The 21,534-nt window shown below is 65.7% G+C and carries 18 protein-coding genes; 7 read left to right on the top strand and 11 right to left on the bottom strand.

Annotated features, from left to right (window positions below; all coding sequences use genetic code 11):
- Nucleotides 1-393: 393 nt before the first annotated feature.
- Nucleotides 394-1,719 carry a ComEC/Rec2 family competence protein gene (locus tag PQB87_RS31665; RefSeq protein WP_111943675.1) on the top strand — a complete coding sequence of 442 codons (1,326 nt, stop codon included), beginning with the start codon at nucleotides 394-396 and terminating at the stop codon, nucleotides 1,717-1,719.
- Nucleotides 1,720-2,119: 400 nt separating this feature from the next.
- Complete coding sequence (locus PQB87_RS31660) at nucleotides 2,120-3,136, top strand: IS481-like element ISBcen24 family transposase (RefSeq protein WP_111943685.1); 1,017 nt, start codon at nucleotides 2,120-2,122, stop codon at nucleotides 3,134-3,136.
- A gap of 62 nt (nucleotides 3,137-3,198) precedes the next feature.
- On the opposite strand, the gene glmS is transcribed toward PQB87_RS31660, so the two are convergent.
- On the bottom strand, nucleotides 3,199-5,028 hold the full coding sequence (gene glmS / locus PQB87_RS31655) for a glutamine--fructose-6-phosphate transaminase (isomerizing) (RefSeq protein ID WP_489243253.1): 1,830 nt from the start codon (nucleotides 5,026-5,028) through the stop codon (nucleotides 3,199-3,201).
- A 156-nt stretch (nucleotides 5,029-5,184) separates the two neighbouring features.
- Between glmS and PQB87_RS31650 the strand changes: the two genes are divergently transcribed.
- Nucleotides 5,185-5,676 carry an Lrp/AsnC family transcriptional regulator gene (locus PQB87_RS31650; RefSeq protein WP_021160045.1) on the top strand — a complete coding sequence of 164 codons (492 nt, stop codon included), beginning with the start codon at nucleotides 5,185-5,187 and terminating at the stop codon, nucleotides 5,674-5,676.
- 47 nt (nucleotides 5,677-5,723) lie between these two features.
- Here the strand turns inward: PQB87_RS31650 and panB are convergent, their stop codons facing one another.
- Nucleotides 5,724-6,581 carry a 3-methyl-2-oxobutanoate hydroxymethyltransferase gene (panB, locus tag PQB87_RS31645; protein WP_489243252.1) on the bottom strand — a complete coding sequence of 286 codons (858 nt, stop codon included), beginning with the start codon at nucleotides 6,579-6,581 and terminating at the stop codon, nucleotides 5,724-5,726.
- A gap of 77 nt (nucleotides 6,582-6,658) precedes the next feature.
- Here panB and PQB87_RS31640 point away from each other — a divergent pair, with 77 nt between their 5' ends.
- Nucleotides 6,659-7,477, top strand: a complete 819-nt coding sequence (locus PQB87_RS31640) for an AraC family transcriptional regulator (protein WP_021160047.1) — start codon at nucleotides 6,659-6,661, stop codon at nucleotides 7,475-7,477.
- Between the two features lie 19 nt (nucleotides 7,478-7,496).
- On the opposite strand, the gene PQB87_RS31635 is transcribed toward PQB87_RS31640, so the two are convergent.
- A complete protein-coding gene (locus PQB87_RS31635) occupies nucleotides 7,497-8,030 on the bottom strand; it encodes a methylated-DNA--[protein]-cysteine S-methyltransferase (protein WP_489243251.1) in 534 nt (177 codons plus the stop codon).
- 577 nt (nucleotides 8,031-8,607) lie between these two features.
- Here PQB87_RS31635 and PQB87_RS31630 point away from each other — a divergent pair.
- Nucleotides 8,608-9,900, top strand: a complete 1,293-nt coding sequence (locus PQB87_RS31630; protein WP_489243250.1) for an MFS transporter — start codon at nucleotides 8,608-8,610, stop codon at nucleotides 9,898-9,900.
- Nucleotides 9,901-9,994: 94 nt separating this feature from the next.
- Here the strand turns inward: PQB87_RS31630 and PQB87_RS31625 are convergent, their stop codons facing one another.
- Complete coding sequence (locus tag PQB87_RS31625) at nucleotides 9,995-11,098, bottom strand: LacI family DNA-binding transcriptional regulator (RefSeq protein ID WP_489243249.1); 1,104 nt, start codon at nucleotides 11,096-11,098, stop codon at nucleotides 9,995-9,997.
- A gap of 82 nt (nucleotides 11,099-11,180) precedes the next feature.
- Between PQB87_RS31625 and PQB87_RS31620 the strand changes: the two genes are divergently transcribed.
- A complete protein-coding gene (locus PQB87_RS31620; protein WP_021160051.1) occupies nucleotides 11,181-12,017 on the top strand; it encodes an NAD-dependent epimerase/dehydratase family protein in 837 nt (278 codons plus the stop codon).
- Between the two features lie 28 nt (nucleotides 12,018-12,045).
- Here PQB87_RS31620 and PQB87_RS31615 read toward each other — a convergent pair whose 3' ends face one another.
- From PQB87_RS31615 to PQB87_RS31605, 3 genes are all read right to left on the bottom strand, one after another.
- A complete protein-coding gene (locus tag PQB87_RS31615; protein ID WP_059817521.1) occupies nucleotides 12,046-12,366 on the bottom strand; it encodes a DUF1330 domain-containing protein in 321 nt (106 codons plus the stop codon).
- Nucleotides 12,367-12,574: 208 nt separating this feature from the next.
- On the bottom strand, nucleotides 12,575-13,273 hold the full coding sequence (locus PQB87_RS31610) for a hypothetical protein (protein ID WP_233342580.1): 699 nt from the start codon (nucleotides 13,271-13,273) through the stop codon (nucleotides 12,575-12,577).
- Between the two features lie 103 nt (nucleotides 13,274-13,376).
- A complete protein-coding gene (locus PQB87_RS31605; RefSeq protein ID WP_489243248.1) occupies nucleotides 13,377-13,841 on the bottom strand; it encodes a MerR family transcriptional regulator in 465 nt (154 codons plus the stop codon).
- 77 nt (nucleotides 13,842-13,918) lie between these two features.
- Between PQB87_RS31605 and PQB87_RS31600 the strand changes: the two genes are divergently transcribed.
- On the top strand, nucleotides 13,919-15,163 hold the full coding sequence (locus PQB87_RS31600) for an NADH:flavin oxidoreductase/NADH oxidase family protein (RefSeq protein WP_153490105.1): 1,245 nt from the start codon (nucleotides 13,919-13,921) through the stop codon (nucleotides 15,161-15,163).
- Nucleotides 15,164-15,205: 42 nt separating this feature from the next.
- Here PQB87_RS31600 and PQB87_RS31595 read toward each other — a convergent pair whose 3' ends face one another.
- From PQB87_RS31595 to PQB87_RS31580, 4 genes are all read right to left on the bottom strand, one after another.
- Complete coding sequence (locus tag PQB87_RS31595) at nucleotides 15,206-17,323, bottom strand: TonB-dependent receptor (RefSeq protein WP_153490104.1); 2,118 nt, start codon at nucleotides 17,321-17,323, stop codon at nucleotides 15,206-15,208.
- Nucleotides 17,324-17,373: 50 nt separating this feature from the next.
- Complete coding sequence (locus PQB87_RS31590) at nucleotides 17,374-19,485, bottom strand: TonB-dependent receptor family protein (protein ID WP_153490103.1); 2,112 nt, start codon at nucleotides 19,483-19,485, stop codon at nucleotides 17,374-17,376.
- A 173-nt stretch (nucleotides 19,486-19,658) separates the two neighbouring features.
- Nucleotides 19,659-20,084 (bottom strand): DUF2946 domain-containing protein, encoded by a 426-nt coding sequence (locus PQB87_RS31585; RefSeq protein WP_153490101.1) that lies wholly within the window; start codon nucleotides 20,082-20,084, stop codon nucleotides 19,659-19,661.
- The gene (locus PQB87_RS31580; RefSeq protein ID WP_153490086.1) at nucleotides 20,062-21,531 is read right to left on the bottom strand and encodes a PepSY-associated TM helix domain-containing protein; all 1,470 of its coding nucleotides are present in this window, start codon (nucleotides 21,529-21,531) and stop codon (nucleotides 20,062-20,064) included. The genes PQB87_RS31585 and PQB87_RS31580 overlap by 23 nt, the downstream gene beginning before the upstream one ends.
- Nucleotides 21,532-21,534: the final 3 nt, after the last annotated feature.

Raw genomic sequence — 21,534 nt, 5'->3', positions numbered from 1 at the left:
TCATGTCGATAGTCCGAGCCTACGTCGGGAGGAAAACCCTGACATGGCTGTGTGGCCTCCCGCAGAGGGCCCGCGCGTCTCGCAAACGTTGCCGTGCGGTAACTTCAAAAGAGACCGAGTTCAAAGAATATCCAATTACTCGAAGAAATGGAATCAACCTCCGCTGGACCGCTTGGCGATGCCACGCCTTCTGTCGAGGACCACTGGTTGTAAAGTATTTCAAAATGCAGCCGTTAGACAGGGACGAGTGGGCCGAACTTACAGCTAGCCTTCCGTGTGGACCACGTGCCCTGAAAATGGTCATCGCATTGAAAGATGTGCAGCGCACAAAAACCGTGCACGTCACACGAAAGAAATATTTGTCAAGTTCCTTCACCGGGCAGGCAAAAGCAAATGGAACATCTAATTAACATGAATCTACCTCAAGCGAGGCCGGTCGAACTTACAATCGACAAGACCGAACATCTTCCACAGAGGGGTAATCTCGAGACACAGGGGAGCGAGGTGCCGAACAAGCGCCGCGAACAACATGAAATTCCGGAGGGCGTGATGTACTGCAAGCTGGAAGCCATTGACGCGAGGTCAGATTATCGGGATAACACGCAATGCGCTCGCCTTTTTGGAATTTCGGCAGACCAGTTTGCGCGCACACTCGAAACTGACTCCGTCGACGAGAGCTTCGACGTTTTCATCATGGATGTGGAGTGGCCCTTGTGGGAACGAGCCGCGGTGAAAGAGGTGCGGGAGAACCGAGTCCGCTTCTACGATGCCGAGACCGGGTGGCTCGAAGTCTCATACCGCGCGGATACAACTGTGGACACCGGTGAAGCATACGCCTACCCGTTATTCCTGGCTTCCGCACCGACTTTCCTCGAGATTTCTGGAATCACGCCGGTGGTTGGGCGAGCGGTCCCACCCTTGCGAACAGCGGTCGCGGTGTCACCGACTCCTCGCCATTCGTCGTCGCCTTACGTCCTTGAAGGATTTCATGTGGGGCAAGGCATGTGCTCCGTCTTTCACAATGGGGAATCGGGGTTCATTATAGATGCCGGAGCAGGGACGCCCGTTCTTCGAAAGGTCTATGATGACGTGGGATTTGTGAATGAGTTGTCGCCCTTGGTCAAGAGACTCAATCCGTTGTCGATGGTGCTTTCCCATTTCGATGCTGACCACTGGCGACTTCTCGATTGGGATGCGGAGTTGCTTGAACGCGTCGACCATATTTATGTGCCTAACAACTATTCGAATTTGCCCTTTAAGAGCAAGGCAATAAAAGACAAAGTACTTGCCATCGGAACACAGTCTCTATTAGAGGATGTCTCCGTTAGCGCCAGCCTGAACGTCGTTCGAAGCATACCGAATAAGTCAAACAAGAACGGCGAGTGCTTGGTCGCTGTGTGTCACACCCAAGGTAAAAGCGCGCTCCTGCCCGGAGATTACTCATATCGACGCATGCAAACAGATAGCGCAACCGAGATGCGATTGCTCGCCGTTGCATACTACGACGCGGTCGTGGTACCTCACCATGGTGATGAGGCAAGCGCCGACAAAATTGTGAAGCCCGCTTCTGACACATCGATTGCCTTTTTTTCCGCCGGTGACCACTCGTGGTACAAGCACCCCAACAATGATTCGCTGGAAAACCATGAGGAAGAAGGCTATGTCATTGTGAACAAGCACAAGTTGGCAGATATCAAGTCTCAAAAGCTTCTGCCCTGACGACAGGCCTTTGAGCCGAGCTAAAGATTCTAGGCTCGCAGCCGTTAAGCGTAGATGTTGGGTTAGCCGACGAATTCGAGGGCAAGAAGTGTGAAAAAGAAAAAAACGATTTATTTCGCCCATAGTGATGGCAGCGGCCGCGATTTTGGTCTGCGAGCAGGGGTATAGCCAGGAAGCCAATTCGACGATGGTAGACGGAGCAACAAGTTCAAGCGAAATCACGCGCGTCAACGCAGACCAGCTATTTATCCCCGGCGGCAGGTTGCTCACGGTACGAAAGACGCCTGTCGACATCGATAACGAGACGCTCAATCCTGGAGATACACTCGACACAAGCGTCAAGTGTGTGATTCACGGACATCGTTTCAACTAATATGGGGCGATGGAGCGCGAAATCTCGATGCGATTACGTTGGGTGCGCATGTATCACGAGACCGGCAACGCCGGTCTCGTGTGCACGCGTTGTGGCATCTCCAGGCCGACGCTTCGCAAGTGGCTGCGCCGCTACCAGGAGGCGGGAGAAGAAGGTCTTCGCTCTCAAAGCCGTCGCCCTCTGACCAGCCCGAATCGAAAGGTCTCTGACGCTGATCGGGCAACGATTCTTCGCCTGCGGGCCGAGCGCAAGGGGGCACGGCGGATTCAGAACGAATTGCGTCTGAACGAACAAAGAGAACTGTCCCTTGCGACCATTCACAAGGTCCTGTGCGAAGCGTCGGTGAAGCCGTTGGTTTGCCCCAGGAGGCCGGCACAACCGAGGCGCTACAGCCGTCCAGTTCCCGGAGACCGCGTCCAGATGGACACGATGAAGATTGCACGAGGTGTCTACCAGTACACGGCCATCGACGACTGTTCACGCTTTCGTGTGCTGGCCGTCTACCCCCGTAGAAATGCCCGAAATACGCTGTTTTTCCTTGATCGCGTCATCGAGGAGATGCCGTTTCCGATTCAACGTATCCAGACCGATCGCGGCGGTGAGTTCTTCGCTGAATCCGTGCAGCGGCGCCTGATGAACGAGTGCATAAAATTCCGGCCAATTCCACCACGCTCGCCGCACCTCAATGGCAAAGTTGAACGTTCGCAGCTTACTGACCTGAACGAGTTCTGGTTCCACCATGCCCCGACAGAGCGGGCAATCGACTTGCGAATCGAGGAGTGGCAGTTCGACTACAACTGGCGTCGGCCACACGGCTCACTCGGTGGAAAGACTCCGGTTGACCGCATTGCGGAGCTGGGTGAAATCACACCTCTCGCGGAAGCGGTGGAAGGTGCGTACGACGAGCAGAAAGAGCGAATTCGGCACCGCGAATGGCGGGTCGACCAAATCCTCGGCGAACATCATCGGCGCGCGTCGGAACCCGTGTTCCCTACGGGTGCCACGGGTTCCGACACGCCAAAGAAACGGCCTTCAAAAAAGTGAAACGATGTCTGCGAATCGCACATTTAATCCATATTGCCAAGCGCCCCCGCCTAGTCGCCCCCTCACTCCACCGTCACCGACTTAGCCAGATTCCGCGGCTTATCGATATCCGTCCCCCGCGCCAGCGCCGCGTGATACGCCAGCAGTTGCATCGGCACCGTATGCAGAATCGGCGAAAGCGGCCCGTAGTATTCGTTGAGCCGAATCACCTCGATCCCATCCCCCGGCACCAACCCGCAGTCCACATCCGCAAAAACAAAAAGCCGGCCATTCCGCGCACTGACCTCATGCATGTTCGACCTGAGTTTCTCGAGCAGCATGTCATTCGGCGCCACCGCAATCACCGGCATCTCGTTGCTGACGAGCGCCAGCGGCCCGTGCTTAAGCTCCCCGGCCGGATAAGCCTCCGCATGAATATAAGAAATCTCCTTCATCTTCAGCGCGCCCTCGAGCGCGATCGGATAATGCATCCCGCGCCCGAGAAACAGCATGTTGTCGCGTCTCGCGAGCAGTTCCGACCACGCCATGATCTTCGGTTCCAGCGCGAGCACTTTCGACATCGCATCGGGCAGATGCCGCAGCGCCCGCAGATGTTCCTTCTCCGCGTCGTCGCTCAACCGCCCACGCACTTGCGCAAGCGATAGCGTGAGCAGAAACAGCGCGACGAGCTGCGTCGTAAAAGCCTTCGTCGAAGCCACCCCGATCTCGACCCCCGCGCGCGTGACGAACTGCAGCGCACATTCCCGCATCAACGCGCTCGTCGCAACGTTGCAGATCGCGAGCGTATGCATCATTCCGCTTTGCTTCGCGACATGCACGGCGCCGAGCACGTCGGCGGTCTCGCCGCTTTGCGACACCGCGACGACGAGCGTGCGCGGGTTCGGCACATTGTCGCGATAACGAAACTCGCTCGCAATTTCCACGCTGGCCGGCAGCTTCGCGATGCTCTCGATCCAGTACTTCGCCGTGAGCGCCGCGTGATAACTCCCGCCGCATGCGAGCAACAACACCGAATCGACGTCGTTGAAAACCCGCCACGCACCATCGCCGAACAGCTCCGGCATGATCGAAGACACGTCGAGCAGCGTATCGGCCACCGCCTGCGGCTGCTCGAAGATCTCCTTCTGCATGTAGTAGCGATACGACCCGAGATCGGCCGCGCCGCTATGCGCGGCGACCCGCTGCACCGCGCGCTCGACGCGCTGGCCGTCCGCATCGACGATCCAGTAGCGATGCAGCTGGATATCGGCAACGTCGCCGTTCTCGAGGTACGCGATCCGATCGGTGATCCCCGACAGCGCAATCGCGTCGGACGCCAGAAAATTCTCGCCCTCACCGACACCGACGACGAGCGGCATCCCGTCGCGCGCGCCGACGATCCGGTGCGGCTCGTCGCGGCACATCACCGCGATCGCATAGCTGCCGCGCAGTCGCGCGACCGCGCGCCGTACCGCATCGAACAGATCGCCGTCGTACAGGTGGTCGACCAGGTGCGCGATCGCCTCGCTGTCGGTCTGGCTCGCGAACACGTAACCTTGCGCCTGCAGTTCGGCGCGCAGTTGATCGCAGTTCTCGATGATCCCGTTATGCGACAGCGCGATGCGCGCGTTCGCGTCGCTCGGCGAAAAGTGAGGATGCGCGTTGAGCGTGACGGGTGCGCCATGCGTGGCCCAGCGCGTGTGCGCGATGCCGGTGTAGCCCGACAGCGCTTGCCCGGCGATCTCGCGCTGCAGGTTCGCGACGCGGTCGACGCTGCGGGCGCGCGCCAGCGCCCGGTCGCGGTAGACCACCACGCCGCATGAATCGTAACCGCGGTATTCGAGCCGCTTCAGGCCGTCGACCAGGTTCGGCAGGATGTCCCGCTGGGCGACCGCCCCGACAATTCCACACATATCGCGCTCCGTAAATGTCCTGTCTGGATCAGTGAGAGCGATGGTAGAGGTCGTCGGATGGAATTAAATTTCAAAATACACAAATAAATGAAATGGATAACGGATCATCTATCATGTTGAAATTAAATTTCACACTCTGACCGAAAGGAGCCGCCGATGGCCGGCATCACCCTCGACGATCTCGACCTGCGCATTCTCGCGATCCTGCAGGACGACGCGTCGGTGTCGAACCTGCAACTCGCCGAGCGCGCGCTGTCGTCGCCGCCCACCTGCATGCGCCGCGTGCGGCGGCTGACGGAGGCGGGCGTGATCCGCCGGCAGGTCGCGGTGCTCGACCCGGTGGCGATCGGCACGGCCGTCACCGCGCTGATCGAGATCAGTCTCGACCGGCAGACGGCGGAAGACTACGACGCGTTCGAAGCGTACGTGTGCGCGGAGCCGGCGGTCACGCAGTGCTACCGCGTGTCGCCGGGGCCCGATTTCGTCGTGGTGGCCGATCTGGCCGACGTCGCCGAATACGACGAGTTCGCGCGCCGGCTGTTCACCGGCGCATCGAACGTCCGCAACGTGCGGACGTTCTTCTCGACACATCGCGCGAAATTCGAGGCGAACGCGCGGGTCACGCATGCGATGCGCAAGCGCGCGTGAAGCGATCGCACGGTTCGCCGTGCGTCCGCGATGCGCTCGCGATTCGATTACGCGGCCGCGTCGGCGGCTTCGATCAGCTGCAGCGGCTTGCCATATCCGAAGCAATGCGCGGGCTCCGGAAACACGTGCTGCCGCACGTCGTGCGCATACCGGCGGATCGCGTCGCGCATCACGGCGTTCGCATCGGCGTAACGCTTCACGAAGCGCGGCGTGTACGCATCGAAAGCGCCGATCATGTCCTCGGTCACGAGCACCTGCCCGTCGCACGCCGGCGATGCGCCGATGCCGATTGTCGGGATCGTCAGCGTTTCGGTCAGGTGGCGCGCGAGCGCTTCGGCGGTGCCTTCGATGACGACGCTGAACGCGCCGGCCCGTTCGGCCGAGCACGCGGCGTCGAACACCTGCGCGGCCGAGCGCGGGTCCATCCCCTGCGCGCGGAAGCCGCCCGTCGCGTTGGCCTGCTGCGGCATGAGGCCGACGTGCGCCATCACCGGGATGCCGCGCTCGGTCAGGAAGCGGATCGTGTCGGCCATCTCGCTGCCGCCTTCGAGCTTCACGGCCTGCGCACCGGTTTCGGCGAGCAGGCGCGCGGCGGAGCGATACGCTTGCGCCTGCGATTCCTGATAAGTCGAGAACGGCAGGTCGACGACGACGCACGCCTGCGCGGCGCCGCGTACGACGGCCGCGCCATGTGCAATCATCATGTCGAGCGTGACGCGCAGCGTATCGGGCATCCCGTACAGCACCATGCCGACGGAGTCGCCGACGATGATCACGTCGGCCACTTCGTCGACGAGTTTCGCCATCGGCGCGGAGTAGGCGGTCAGCGAGACGAGGCTGCCGACGCCCTTGGTCGAACGGATCGCGGTGACGGTCTTGCGGGTGGTGCGGGTATGAGCGCTCATGGGCTGAAGCCGTGTGAAAGAAGAGTCGCCACGGTAGCATCGCGCTCGTTCGTGCAATGACCTTCGGAGGACGTCTTATGTTGCTGGCGGGACAATCGGGTGACCCTTACGCGGTGCCGCCGATGGCACGCCTGCCGAGGCCGCTGTATGTGCGTGCGTTCGAGATTCCCGGCAACGCGAGCGTCGACGCGCACAGTCATCCGTGGGCGCAGCTGATGTATGCGACGAGCGGCGTGCTCGAGGTGTCGACGCCGTCGGGCCGGCAGCTGTTGCCGCCGCACTATGCGATGTGGATACCGCCGCACGTGCCGCATGCGGTGTCGACGCGTGATTGTGTCGCGTTCCACAGCCTGTATCTCGATGCGGCGATCGCGCGCGACGACGTGCACGACGATTGCGCGATCCTCTGCATGACGCCGCTGCTGCGCGAGCTGGTGATCGCCACGGCCGAATTGCCGGTGAACTACGACGAGACGGGGCCGGACGGTGCGCTCGTCTGCCTGATCGCCGACCGGATCGCACGGATGCGGGCGGCGCCGCTGACGGTGCCGCTGCCGCGCGATCCGCGTCTGCTGAAAATCGCGCGTGCGTTGCATGCGTATCCGGGCGATACGCGCAATCTCGACGAATGGGGGCATCAGGTCGGTGCGACGCGCCGGACGCTGTCGCGGCTGTTCCGGCAGGACACGGGGCTGTCGTTCACCGAATGGCGGCAGGCGGTGCGGCTGCTGGCGTCGCTGCCGCTGCTCGAGGCGGGCGAGCCGATCGGCGCGGTGGCCGCGCAACTGGGCTACGACTCGACGTCGTCGTTCATCGCGCTGTTCCAGGCGAAATTCCGCGTGACGCCCGGCGCGTATGCGAAGCGTGAAGCGCGCCGGCCCGTGCTGAGCGCGTGACGCGGCGGCCCGCCCTCGCTCAGAACGCGAGCGCCTGCTGTACCGGATCGCCGGTGCCGCGCTCGAACTCCGCGCCTTCGAGCGACAGCAGCGCACGCTTGCGGTCGATGCCGCCCGCATAACCGGTCAGGCTGCCCGATGCGCCGACCACGCGATGGCACGGCACCATGATCGACACCGGGTTCCGCCCGACCGCGCCGCCCACGGCGCGCGCGCCGCTCATCGGCAACCCGACGCGCTCGGTGATGTCGCCATACGTCACGAGTTCGCCGAACGGAATCGCGAGCAGTTCCTTCCATACACGTCGCTGAAACGCGGTGCCGCGCAGTTGAATCGGCACCGAGAACGTTTCGCGCGTGCCGGTGAAATACTCGGCGATTTCTTCTGCGACCTTGCGCGCGATCGGTGGCGTCGCGAGCGCGTCCGCTTCGGTCACGATCGCAACCGGCGGGAAGTATTTCTGGCCGACGAAGTAGAGGCCCGTCAGCGCATCGTCCTCGATACGTACCGCGATGTCGCCCAGCGGGCTCGGAATCAGGTGAGCGGGAGTCATCGCAACATCTCTTCGTGAAAGGGCCGCACGAGCGGCATACGCGCGCCACGGCGCCCGGCACGCCGCATGCGGCGCGGCGGTTCGGCACTTGCTTCGCCCGACGCGGGGGCGAGATCGCGCGTGGCGCGGCCCGCCAGGCATCCGGCAACGAGAGCAAAAGTAATGGCAGGGCGTTTCATGTGGCTCATGGGTGGGGTTGTGCTGCGCGGCGTCGCGGCAGGCGAGGGGAATCGACGCGCATGGGGCGACTGTAAACCATCCCGGCCCCGATCCTGGCCGGATTCGGACATGTGCATCCGTGACCGTGCGCTCACCCTGATCGCGGGAAAATCCCGGAAAAACGGTTAATGCCACATTGCAAAACAGTCGTCTCTTTTGCCGCGACCAATTTGAGATGACTCATCGAAATCCCCGACTGACAGGGCGCCGGCTGACGACCTATCCTTTGAAAAACGTTTTCCAGATTGATCGGCGGATTCGGCCGTGCGCGACAGCGCGCCCCGTCCGCCCCGGCGCCGGTCGCCGGTCAACGAATACCGTGCGGCGCGACGGGCGCGGCCGCGCATCGGAGACATTCATGCAATCTGCCGTCGTCGGCGCCGTGCGCGCGGCCGCCAGCCGCTACCGCTGGACCGTCTGTGCGCTGCTGTTTTTCGCGACCGTGATCAACTACATGGACCGGCAGATCCTCGGCCTGCTCGCACCGATGCTCCAGCACGACATCGGCTGGACCCAGGTGCAGTACGGTCGCATCGTGATGGCGTTTTCCGCGTTCTATGCCCTCGGCCTGCTCGGCTTCGGTCGGATCGTCGACTGGCTCGGCACGCGCGTCTCGTACGCGGTCGCGATGCTCGTGTGGAGCATCGCCGCGATGCTGCACGCGGCGGTCGGCTCGGTCATGGGTTTCGCGTTCGTGCGTGCGCTGCTCGGGATCGGCGAGGGCGGCAACTTCCCGGCCGCGATCAAGACGACGGCCGAATGGTTTCCGCGCCGCGAACGTGCGCTCGCCACCGGCATCTTCAACTCGGGCGCGAACATCGGCGCGGTGTTCGCGCCGGCGATTATCCCGGCCATCGCGGTGGCCTACGGCTGGCGTGCGGCGTTCGTGATCATCGGCGCGATCGGCATCGTGTGGCTCGCGGTGTGGCTCGTGCTCTATCGCCAGGCCGATACGCGCGCGCTCGCCGCGGAATACGACGAGCCGCGCGACGAAGCGGAAGCGCTCGACGCGGCGAACGCGAACGCCGGCGCGCCGCGCTGGGGCGAACTGATCCGCAAGCGCGAAACGTGGGCGTTCCTGATCGGCAAGTTTCTGACCGACCCGGTGTGGTGGTTCTACCTGTTCTGGCTGCCGAAGTGGCTCAACGAATCGCGCGGGATGGACATGCAGCACATCGGCCTGCCGCTCGTCTGCATCTATGCGTTGACGACGGTCGGCAGCATCGGCGGCGGCTGGCTGTCGTCGATGCTGCTGCGCGCGGGCTGGAGCGTGAACCGCGCGCGCAAGACGGCGATGCTGATCTGCGCGTGCTGCGTGCTGCCGATCGCGTTCGTGTCGCAGGTGCAGAGCCTGTGGGGCGCGGTGCTGATCGTCGGCCTCGCCGCCGCCGCGCACCAGGGCTGGTCGGCGAACCTGTTCACGACGGCGTCCGACCTGTTTCCGCGCCGTGCGGTTGCCTCGGTGGTCGGGATCGGCGGGATGGCCGGTTCGATCGGCGGCGTGCTGTTCTCGGAAGTGATCGGCCAGGTGCTGCAGCGCACGGGCCACTACTGGGTGCTGTTCGCGATCGGCGCGTCGGCCTACCTGCTCGCGCTGGCCGTGATGCACATGCTCACGCCGAAGATGAAGCCGGCGCAACTCGATGCGTGAAGGCGTGATCGCGTAGTCACGTCATCGCATATCCGAAAACGAACGCGCCGCCCTTGGGCGGCGCGTTTTCCTTTGGAGGCGCGGGGCAGGGAGCTCAACCGGCCGCGGCCGTCGACGCGCGCATGATCAGCCGCGGCTCGAACGTCGAATAACTCGCATCGGTGCGCCCCGCGAGCGCGTCGATCAGCTTCTGCATCGCGAGCTCGCCCATGTTCTCGCTCTGGATGTCGACGGTCGTCAGCGCGGGCGCCGCGTATTCGCCGTACGGCACGTTGTCGATGCCCGCGACCGACACGTCCTGCGGCAGCCGGAAGCCGAGCGACGCGGCTTCCTTCATGAAGCCGAGCGCGATCAGGTCGTTGTAGCAGATCACGGCTTGCGGACGCTGCGGCCCGAGCATCACGCGCGAACACGCGCGCTCGCCGGCCTCGGCGGTCGGCGCATGCGCATCGTGCACGTCGAGCGTGAGCCCGACTTCGGCGAGGCAGTCGCGCGCGCCCTGGATCCGCTCGTCGTTCACGCGCGCGGTGCCGAAGCCGAGATACGCGATGCGCGTGTGGCCGAGATTGAGCAGATGGCGCGCGAGCATGTAGGTCGACAGCCGGTTGTCGATGCCGACGCTCGGAATCGGCAGGCCGGGGCTGCGGCGCAGCAGCACGAGCGGCTTGTTGAGGTCGAGCATCCAGCCGGCTTCGTCGTCGGGCATCCGCGTGCTGACGATCAGCCCGTCGACGCGCTGCGCGAGCGCCTCGATCAGCGAGCGTTCGCGTGCCTGGCTCTCCTCGGTATCGACGAGCAGCAGCGTGTAGTCGTGCTGCAGCGCGACGCGGTTCGCCCCCTTCACCACGTTCGTGAAGTGCGGGTTGCTGATGTCGAGGATCACGAGGCCGATGGTGCGCGTGCGGCCGGTGATCATCGAGCGCGCGAGCGGGTTCGAACGGTAGCCGAGCCGGTCGATCGCCTCCTTGAGCCGGGCTTCGACGGTCGGCGAAAAGCGCTGCGTGCCGTTCACGTACTTCGATACCGTCGCGACCGACACGCCGGCTTCCGCCGCCACGTCGCGGATCGTCGGGGAAACTTTTTTCATGCGGAGGGTAACGTTTTCGTTCGATAACGCCGGATTGTGGCAGAAAACGGGGCCGTGCGGCCACGCGCCGATATCGGGAAAGTGCGGATGGCTGCGAGCGGGTTCGGCCATTGACGTTCGGCTGCGCTCCCGCGTATAGTTGGAAAACGTTTTCCGATCCAGTCAGATTTCAGGTCAGATTCAAGGAGATTCGATGAACGCCTCATCCACCGGCGCGCGCAAACCGTTCGGGCGCCTGCTGCTGACGGGCGCGGCCGGCAACCTCGGCCGCCAGTTGCGCGGCGCGCTCGCCGACTGGGCCGACGTCGTGCGCGTCAGCGACATCGCGACGCTTGGCGACGCGGCCGCGCATGAAGAAACCCGCGTCGTCGACCTGGCCGATCGCCCGGCCGTGATGCAGCTCGTCGACGGCGTGGACGCGATCGTCCACCTCGGCGGCATTTCGGTCGATGCGCCGTTCGACGATCTCGTCGGTGCGAACATCACCGGCACGTACAACCTGTACGAAGCCGCGCGCAAGCATGGCGTGAAGCGCGTCGTGTTCGCGAGCTCGAATCATGCGATCGGTTTCCATCCGGTCACGGAAGTGCTCGATGCCGATTCGCCGCTGCGCCCCGACAGCCTGTATGGCGTGACGAAGTGCTTCGGCGAATCGCTGTCGCGCTATTACTTCGACCGCTTCGGGATCGAGACGGTATGCCTGCGGATCGGGTCGTCGTTCGAAGTACCGAAGAATCCGCGCATGCTCGTGACGTTCCTCAGCTATCGCGACTTCATCGAGCTCGTGCGCTGCTCGCTGCTGACGAACCGCGTCGGGCATGCGATCGTGTACGGCGCGTCGGACAACCCGGTGAAGTGGTGGGACAACACGAAGGCCGGCTTCCTCGGCTTCCGCCCGCGCGACAGTTCGGAGCAGTTCGCCGGGTTGTTCCCGGTGGCGGCGCCGACCGCCGATTACGACGATCCCGCGCAGCGGTTCCAGGGCGGCGGGTTCGTCGTCGGCGAGCCGATGGAGCGCAACGCGTCGTAAGCGCCGCCGGCGTCGCTGCGGTCGCGGTTCAGCGCAGGATGTCGGTCGCGCGGTGCCGCGCGTCGACGCCGTCGATCAGGATCAGCGGGCCGCTCGCGTGACGCGCGCGCAGCGGCTGGATCTGCCGGTACGCAGCCGATTCGTACCACGCACGCGCGGTGGCGAGATCGGGGAACGCGATCGCGATCAGGTCGCCGCGCCACACGCCTTCGCGTATCTCCGGCCGCGCGCCGTGAATCACGAAATGGCCGTCATACGGCGCGAGCGTGCCGTCGATGCGTTCGAGGTACTCGACGATGTCGTCGCACATCTCGACGTCGTGCAGGTGGGCGATGGCGTAGGCGGTCATGGCGGGCTCCGTGGCGTGAGGTGAGTCGATGGAGCCATGATCACGGTGCGGGCGGCGCGCGTCGATTACCTGCGACGTAAGGAAATCCGCACGGCCGCTAACGATGCCACGTGCCGGCAGACACGCCGCCCTTGTGGTGCGGCAGCATCCACGCATATCGCTTGCCCGCAAGCGCGCCCGCAGCATCATTCGTACAGCTACGCATTCGTCAATGCGGCTTGCTGCAAGCCGGATCGGTTCCGCGCCGCTCGGCAGAATCACACCAGTAACCCGGCCGCCACGCTTCGAACGTGACGGCTTTCGCCGCATTGGCGCGCGTGACGCGCACCGGGTCGGCTTTCAGCGCATCGCCGTTCGGGTCGTCGTTGAGCCGCCAGTTCCGCATGACTTCGCGATGGAACACCCACGTGCGGTGCGCGGCGTCGTAGCGAAACGTCACGCGGTCGCGCCAGTGGCTCGGCCCCGCGAATACGCCCTGTTCGACCGTGAAGGTGCGGGGTTCGATCGTGAGCGCGTTCTCGGCGACGCCATCGAGATACGGGTCGCCCATCCCGCCTTCGTCGGCTTTCATGATCACGGTGTCGTTGCGTGCCGCGAGCCGGTAGTGCCCGTCCTTGCCCGGCAGGAAGATCATCAGCGGACGCGGCGATGCGTTGCGCATCGAATCGTCGGGCTGGTGCGCGACGACGACATAGCCGATGCGGGAGCTGTCGGTCAGGCGCCCCGACGCGGCATCCAGCGCTTCGTAGCCGGCGGGAAGCTGCGCGACGATGTCGTCCGGAAGATCGGGTGTATCCGGGCAACGGATCGAAGAAGGCGTGTCGCCGCATGTCGCGGCGTAGGTGCCGCCGATGCCGAACGTCAGCAGCGCGGCGACGAGACATCCTGTGATGCGGGAGATCGTCATGCGGATCGGGTCTGGAGGTCGCGCCGCGAAAGCCGGCGCACACGCGCCGACTCGTCTCGCCGCAGCGCGGGTTGATTGTTCGTCGGGGGCGCAGTGTAACCGGTCATGCGCGCTTGCGCGTCGGCCTCGGGGCCGGCACGGGCGTGGGCGCCGGCGGTGCGTCGGCCTGCGCGCACAGCCGGTCGAGCATCCGTTGCGCGGTGCCCGCGCAATCCTCGCCCGCCGGCTTGTTCTCGATTTCGTCGATCAGCGTCTCGAGATGTTGCCGGTTCTGCGCGAGACGCTGTTCGAGCAGCACGATTTCGTCGACCTTGTGGCGCAGCGCGACCAGCAGTTCGTCGCGCGGCCACGCGCCGAGATCGGGCGGCAGCACCGCGCGGATTTCGTCGAGCGTAAAACCCGCGCGCTGCGCGCGGTCGATGATCGCGAGCCGCGTCAACGCTTCCGACCCGTATTCCCGATAGCCGTTTGCCTGCCGTCGGGCCGGTTCGAGCAGGCCGCTTGCTTCGTAGAAGCGGATGCGCGACGCCGCGATGCCGCTGATGCGTGCCAGTTCGCCGATTTTCATGCGGTGCTCCGAGGGGGCTTGACCTTGAAGTTGACTTTAAAGTTATCGTTGGGCATCGTCAATCGAGGGTGCCCTCCATGAACCTGTTTACGCCGCTGACACTGCCCAACGGGGCGGTGATTCCGAACCGTCTGGCCAAGGCCGCGATGGAAGAGAACATGGCCGATGCGAACCACGCGCCATCCGACGCATTGCTGCGCCTGTACCAGGCGTGGGCCGACGGCGGGGTCGGCCTGATCCTGACCGGCAACGTGATGGTGGACGGCCGCGCGATGACGGGGCCGAACGGGGTCGTGCTCGAGAGCGACGCGCATCTCGGCCGCTTCCGTCGCTGGGCGGAGGTGGCGCGCTCGGGCGGCGCGCACGTATGGATGCAGATCAATCACCCGGGGCGCCAGATGCAGGCGGCGCTCGGCCAGACGACGCTCGCGCCGTCGGCCGTGCCGCTCGAGCTCGGTGCGCTGTCGAAGCAGTTCCCGGTGCCGAAGGAGATGACGCAAGCCGATATCGACGATGTGCAGCGGCGCTTCGTGCGCGCCGCGCAGCTTGCGCAGCAGAGCGGCTTCACCGGCGTGGAGATTCACGCGGCGCACGGCTATCTGCTGAGCCAGTTCCTGTCGCCGCTGACGAATCGCCGGCAGGACCAGTGGGGCGGCGGCATCGAGAATCGCGCACGCCTGCTGCTCGATATCGTGCGGGACGTGCGTGCGACGGTGCCGCCGGAATTTGCGGTCGCGGTCAAGCTGAACTCGGCCGATTTCCAGCGCGGCGGCTTCAGCGCGGACGATGCGAAGCGCGTGGTCGAACTGCTGAATCCGCTCGGCGTCGATCTCGTCGAACTGTCGGGCGGGAGCTACGAAGTGCCGGCGATGCAGGGCGAGGCGCGCGACGGGCGCACGCTGGCCCGCGAAGCGTATTTCCTCGAATTCGCGCGCGACATCACGGCGGTCGCGCAGATGCCGCTGATGGTCACGGGCGGCATCCGGCGCCGCGCGGTGGCCGAGCAGGTGGTGGACAGCGGCGTGGCGATGGTCGGCATCGCGACCGCGCTGTCGATCGACCCGAACCTGCCGCGCGACTGGCGGGCCGGCAAGGACAGCGCGCCGGTGCTGCAGCCGATCCGGTGGAAGAACAAGGCGCTGGGTGCGCTGGCGAACATGGCCGTCGTCAAGTTCCAGCTGACGCGGCTCAGCGAAGGCCGGCGCACGCACCCGCAGGTGTCGCCGCTGCGCGCGCTGGTCGGGCAGCAACTGGCCGCGCAGTGCCAGACACGGCGCTACCGGAAGTGGATGGCGGGGCGCGCGGCGGGCACGCGTGCGTGACATGCGCGCCGCCGTGCCTGTGCCGGCGGCACGCGCGCCGCGTCAGAACCGGTAGCTCGCGAGCACTTCGAGCCGCCGGTCGTTGCCGAGCAGGTACTGCGTCTCGTTGTAGTACGCGGACTGCACGAAGCGGCGATTGAACACGTTGTACGCGCGCGCCGTGATCGTCGTGTCCTTGCGCGGTTTCCATGCGAGGCCGAGGTCGACGGTGGTGTACGACGGCATCACGAGCTGGTTCGCGGTATCGGCGAAGCGCTTGCCGACGTACCTGACGCCCGCGATGCCCGTCCAGTCCGGCGCGAAGCGCCAGCTCACCCACAGGTTCGCGAGCCGCTGCGGCACCGACACCGGCACGTTGCCCGCGCGCGAGACCGTCGTGCCGCCGGACGTCTGCTGGAAGTCGTCGTATTTCGCGCGCAGGATCGACACGTTCGCGTCGACGCGCCAGTCCTTCGCGATCTCCGCGCCGACCGTCGCCTCGAGCCCGCGCGACGACTGCCGGCCGACCTGGATCGACTGGTTCGGGTTCAGCGGATCGGCCGTCAGCAGATTGCTCTTGACGATCCGGTATGCCGCGAGCGTCCATTCCGCCTTGCCGTCCAGGAACGACTGCTTCACGCCGATTTCGATCTGCCGGCCGGTCGCGAGCGTGAAGTTCGCCTTCGACGCATTCAGCGACAGCAGCGAGCTGATCGGGTCGGCCGCGACCGAATACTGGCCGTACACGGCGAGGCCCGGCTGCACGTCGTACACGGTGCCGATGCGCCAGCCCGTGTTCGCGAACACCTTCGTGAACGCGCCGCCGTTCACGAGATCGTCGCGATTCACGCTCGCGTGGTCGTAGCGCAGCCCGCCGATCACCGACCAGCGCGGCGTGATTGCCAGCCGGTTCTCGGCGAACAGCGCGTACTGGTTCGCCTGGCTGCGGTACTTCGGATAGGTGCCGGCCGTGTTGATGAAGCTGCCCGGATCGAAGCTGAACGGGTCGACCGTCGACGTGCCCGAATAGGGCGCGTTGTTGTCGTGCTGGAACGTCGTGTGATTGAACTCGACACCCGTCGAGAACGTGTTGCGCATGCCGAGCAGCGCGGTGGTCACGGTGGCCGCCGTCACGTTCCCGTACTGCTCCTGGTCGTGGAAGATTTCCGTGTAGCTGCTGCGCCGGACCTGCGCGGTCGACGGCAGGTACGTGTAGTACTCCGCATCCTTCCAGTGACGGTTGCTCTTCATCCGGTACAGCGTGCTCGTCACGTTCAGGCTGTCGCTCGGCTGCCAGTTCGCCGATACCGTCGCCCAGCTGTCGCGGAACGCGATGTCGCTGTCGCCGACGTTGTAGTTCTTCTTGTCGAGCGCGCGATCGCGCGCGCCGTTGACGAGCGGCACGCCGAAATACTGCATCGGATGCTGGAAGCCCTGCGCATACGACGCCGTCACGTACAGGTCGGACGTCACGTCGTAGCGCAGCGCACCGGAGATCGACAGGTTGCGGGAGTTGCCGCGGTCCACCCAGTTCGACGAGCGGTTGCCGCTGATGTCGAAGCGGTACGACAGCTTGTCGTTGATCGCGCCGCCGCTGCCGAACGCGACCCGCGCCGTGCCCTCGGTGCCGCCGCCCGCCTGCAGCTCGTTGCGGATCGGGCCGCGCGTCGGCTTCTTCGGGACGATGTTGACGACACCGCCGATCGCCCCTTCGCCGTAGATCACCGAAGCCGGGCCGCGCAGCACGTCGATATGGTCGACCGACCACGTATCGAACGGAAAGGTGATGCCGATCGCGCCGTAGGGGCGCACGCCGTCATAGAGCTGCGTGACCGACGACGCGCCGACGAAACCGCGCGCGCCGAGCTCCGAGCCGCCGTTGCCGGGATGCGGCGATGCGCTGATGCCGGCGGCGCGGCTCACGGCGTCGACGATCGAACTGTCGCCGCGCGTGTCGAGCGTCTTGCGATCGATCTGTTCGACGCTCGCGGGCGTTTCGAGCGACGACAGGCCGAGACGGCTGCCGGTGTCGAGCGGTTGCGTGAGCGGCGTTGCCTTCTGCGCGTTGACGCGAATCGGTGCAAGCGTGGCGCCGGTGTTCGCTGCGTCGCTTTCCTGGGCCTGCCCGGCCGGCGCGAAGGCCGCGAGCAAGGCGGCGGGCAGCATCGAACTGAACTTCATGTTTCGGTTTCCTTTGAATCTGTGTAACGAGCGATACCGCAGGCGGCGCATCAGAACGCGTACCGCATGCCGGCGAACACGCTGCGTCCTTCGCCCGGATAGAAGATCGCGGTGTTCGCGGTGCGCGCATTCGCGACGGTGCTGATGTCGCTGACGTAGCGCTTGTTGGTCAGGTTGCGCGCGTCGACGAACAGCGACAGTCCGTTGCGGAAGTCGTAGCCGGCCTGCAGCCCGAGCAGCGCGTAGCTCGGCACGCGCAACGTGTTCGCATCGTCGGCCCATGCGCCCGACGGCACCCAGTCGAGCGTGGCCGCGATGTGGAAGCCGCTCGGGCGCGCGTAACCCAGCGTCGCGCGCAGCACGTTCAGCGGCACGCCCGCGATCCGGTTGTTGCCGTACTGCGGGTCGTTCTTGAAGCGGAAGTCGTTCAGGTTCCAGATGCCGGACAGCGTGATCTTGTCGCCCACGCCGCGGCCGGTGACGTTGCGCAACAGTTCGACCGACGCACCGGCCTCGATCCCCTGCAGCACCGTCCTGTTCGCATTGAACGTCGCCGCCGGCACGTCCGGGTTCGTCGTGTACTGCAACAACTGGTCGCGCACGAGCGAGCGATAGGCGGTCACGTCCCAGCTCACGCGCTCGCGCGAGCCGCGCGTGCCGAACTCGATCGTCCATGCGTGCTGCGCCGCGAGCGGCGTGAAGCGCGTCGTGTTCGAGAAGGTCTGCGTGAGGTCGGTGAAGTCGGGCACGTCCTGGCTGCGCGTGATGTCGACGTAGGCCTGGGTGTTCGCGTCCGGCTGCCACAGCAGCCCGAGCTTCGGATTGACGCCGCTGTAGCTCGCGTTCGTCGACCGGTAGTTCGGGTCGCGCGGCAGCCCGCCGTTGTCGATGTACTCGCGCACCGAATGCAGCGCCTTCACGCCGGTCATCAGCGCGACGGTCGGCATGAAGAACAGCCGGTTCTCGACGTACGCTTCATAGTTGAACGCCGTCTGCGTCGAGTCGAGCGTCTGCGCGCCCTTGTCGCCGTTGACGTTCACGTACTGGTTCGCCTGCGTGCGGCCGCCGAAGAAGCGCGCGCCGACGATCAGGTCGTTGCGCATCCCGCCGAGCGTCAGGCGGCCGGTGTAGCGCGGCGCGAAACCGTAGGTCCAGCCGTCCTGGTCGAGCGCCTGGAAGATCGGGTGATAGAGGCTCTTGTGAATCGCCCACGTGTCGAATTGCAGTTCGCCCGAATCGAGCTTCACCGTCGTGCGGTTGGCGATCCGCTCGGTGCGCGTGTTGCGCGCCTGATCGCCCGATATCGCGTTCGGCGCTGCCCTGGTCGGATTGTTCAGCGCGTCGGACAGCGACAGCGTGCCCGGCAGCAGCTGGTCGACGACGTACACGCCGACGTAGAAGCGCGTTTCGACGGCCGGGCTGAACCGGTAGCCGACGTTCGCGTTGAACTGCTCGTATTGCCCCTTCGAATGATCGCGATAACCGTCCGAATGATTGACGCTGAAGTTCGCGAGGAAGTCGAGCGGGCCGATCACGCGCGAGATCTGCGCGCTCGTGCGCACCGTGCCGTAGCTGCCGCCTTCCACGCGCACGATGTTCGGCGCGTCGGCGGTGTGGGCGGTCGGCGTGACGAAGTCGATCGCGCCGCCGAGGGTCGATGCGCCGTACGCGAGGCCGTTGCCGCCCTTGTAGACCTGCACCGCCTGCAGCGCGAGCGGATCGATCTGGTAGTAGTCGCCGCTGCCGTCCGCGAGGTTGGTCGGGATGCCGTCCTGCAGGATCTCGAGGCCGCGCGTGTGATACGAGCGGGCAATCCCCGAGCCGCGGATCGACAGGCGCAACTCCTGGCCGTAGCGGTTCTCGACGAACACGCCGGGCACGTCCTTCAGCACGTCGCGCAGCGTGAAGGCGTAGGTGTTCTGGTAGCTGTCGGCATCGACGAAGCCGACCGAGCCGACCGTCTGGTCGAGCGTGCGCTTCAGGTCGACGGTCGATTTCGACGTCAGCGAGTCCGCCGCGCGAGTCGCGTTGACGTTGATCGCGGGCAGCGTCGATGCGGTCGGCGCGTCGGTCGGCGCGGCGCCTTGTGCGCATGCGGCTGACGCGGAGAGCACGGAGATCGCGCCGGACAGCGCGACGGCAATACGGGTCGAGGGAAACATGTCGTTGTACGTATGGTTGGAATGACGATGATGAAACGGACACGATGCGCGCCATGCGCGGCGCCGGCCGCCGCGCGTGGTCACGCGCGCGGGCTCGGCATCGGGCAGCGGCAGGGCGGGCAGGCGAAGCGGACGGTGTCGCGCGATGTGCGGCGACGCGGTCGCGAGGTGCGTCAGGCGCGGGCGAAGGGTGGCCCGCGGGCGGCGAGCGCGTAGCGCTTCGACGGGGGGCGGGCGGCGGGGATCGGCGGCGCGGGCGGCGCATGCCGCACGGCCGGGGCGGCGGACAGGAACACCGCGTACTGCAACGGCGGATGGCCGGCGAGCAGGCCGCAATAACCGCAGCGTTCGAAATGCGCGTCGGCGGGCGCATGCGGTTCCGCGTGCGTCACGAGCGTATTGCCGGTTGCCGAGCAGATCGGCGCGGCCGGCAGGCCGCTAACGGATTCGGATGCGCTCGCGCGCAGTTGCGAGATCAGCGGCGCGACCAGCGCGAGCACGAGCGCGAACAGCCCGAGCCACGCCGTGGCCCGGGCTTGCCGTGTCGGCGCGCGGCGTGCGCCGGCGCGCGACGAATCAGGCTGCCGCGCGTGCCGCACGGCCGAACAGCAGACGGTCGATCAACCAGACCGCGACGATCGTCGCGCCCATCAGCGGAAAGACGACGCCGAGCAGCACGAGCCCCGCGATCCAGCCGCGCATCGGCGGCGTGCCGCGTTCGCGCGACGGCGCGCCGAGCTTGCCGGCCGGGCGCCGTTTCCACCACATCACGGTACCGGTGACGGCCATCGCGGCCAGCCCGAGCGACAACACAGCGCAGACGATCTGGTTCGCGAGCCCGAAGTAGCGGCCCATGTGCAGCGACGTGCCATACGACACGGCGCGCGATACCGCGCCGTAGTCGTCGTAGCGGATGTCCTTCAACACGGCGCCGCTGTACTGGTCGATATAGATCGTCCGCTCGGCCTGCGGGTCGTCGGGGAAGTACGACGCGGTGAACACGCCGTCCGCGCCGGACGGCAGCGCGAGCGTGTAGCCGCTCGTCACGCCGAGGCCCGCGACGATCGCGATCGCGCGGGCCAGCGGCAGCGGGGCCGGGGTCGGCGCCGACGGCGAATGCGGGACGGGCACGTTGCCGACCGCCCAGGGCGTTTGCGGCAACGGCAGGTCGTCCATCACCATCCCCGGCATCGATTCGCCGGATTCGTGGTGATGGCCCGAGGGTGCGGCGGCCTGCGCGGGCGCATGCTCGGGCGCCGCGGCGGCACCCGGGCGCGTCGAGCGCACCGACGCGCCGCCCCATGCGCCTTCCGGCGCGCCGAGGTTCACGGTCGCGGCCAGCGCCTTGAAGTTCTTGCCCCACGAACCCGACCACGGCAGCCCCGTCAGGATGAATGCCACCGTGCCGGCCGCGAGCCAGATGCCGGCCGTCGCGTGGAGGTTTTTCCACAGCGGCCGGCCGCGCAGCGACAGGTCGGGCCGCAATGCGCGCCCGACGCGCGCCGTGCCGCGCGGCCACCACAGTGCGATGCCGGTGCCGATCATCACGAAGGTCCAGCACGCGGCGAGCTCCATCAGCAGTTCGCCGGTCTTGCCGAGCAGCAGCTTGCGATGCAGCATCCGGTCGATCTGCATGAAGCGGTTCTCGACGCTCAGCGTGCCGAGCACGTTGCCGTCGTACGGGTTCACGTACACGCTCTCGCGGCTGCCGTCGCGCAGCCGGAACACGTACTCCGCGCTGCGGTCCGGCGCGGTCGAGACCTGGACGGAAACCGGCGTCGCGCCGGCCGGCATTGCGGTGCGCGCACTCGCGAGCAGCGCGTCGGGATCGAGGCGCGGCGTGGCGCGCGGCTCGACGACGAGCCGGTGCGGATACAGCAGCGGCTCGATCTGCGGCTGGAAGCAATACAGCGTGCCCGTGATCGCGAGGATCACCAGGAAAGGCATGACGAACAGGCCGGCATAGAAGTGCCAGCGCCAGAGCGTCCGGTAACCCGCGTGGGCGGAATGGGCGGGCGAGAGGGCCCGCTCGACGGTGGTCGACATGGT

The sequence above is a fragment of the Burkholderia sp. KL41 genome, assembly GCF_057005415.2.
Note: the sequence above shows the minus strand (reverse complement) of the source record. Positions and strands in the feature narration are given on the sequence as shown.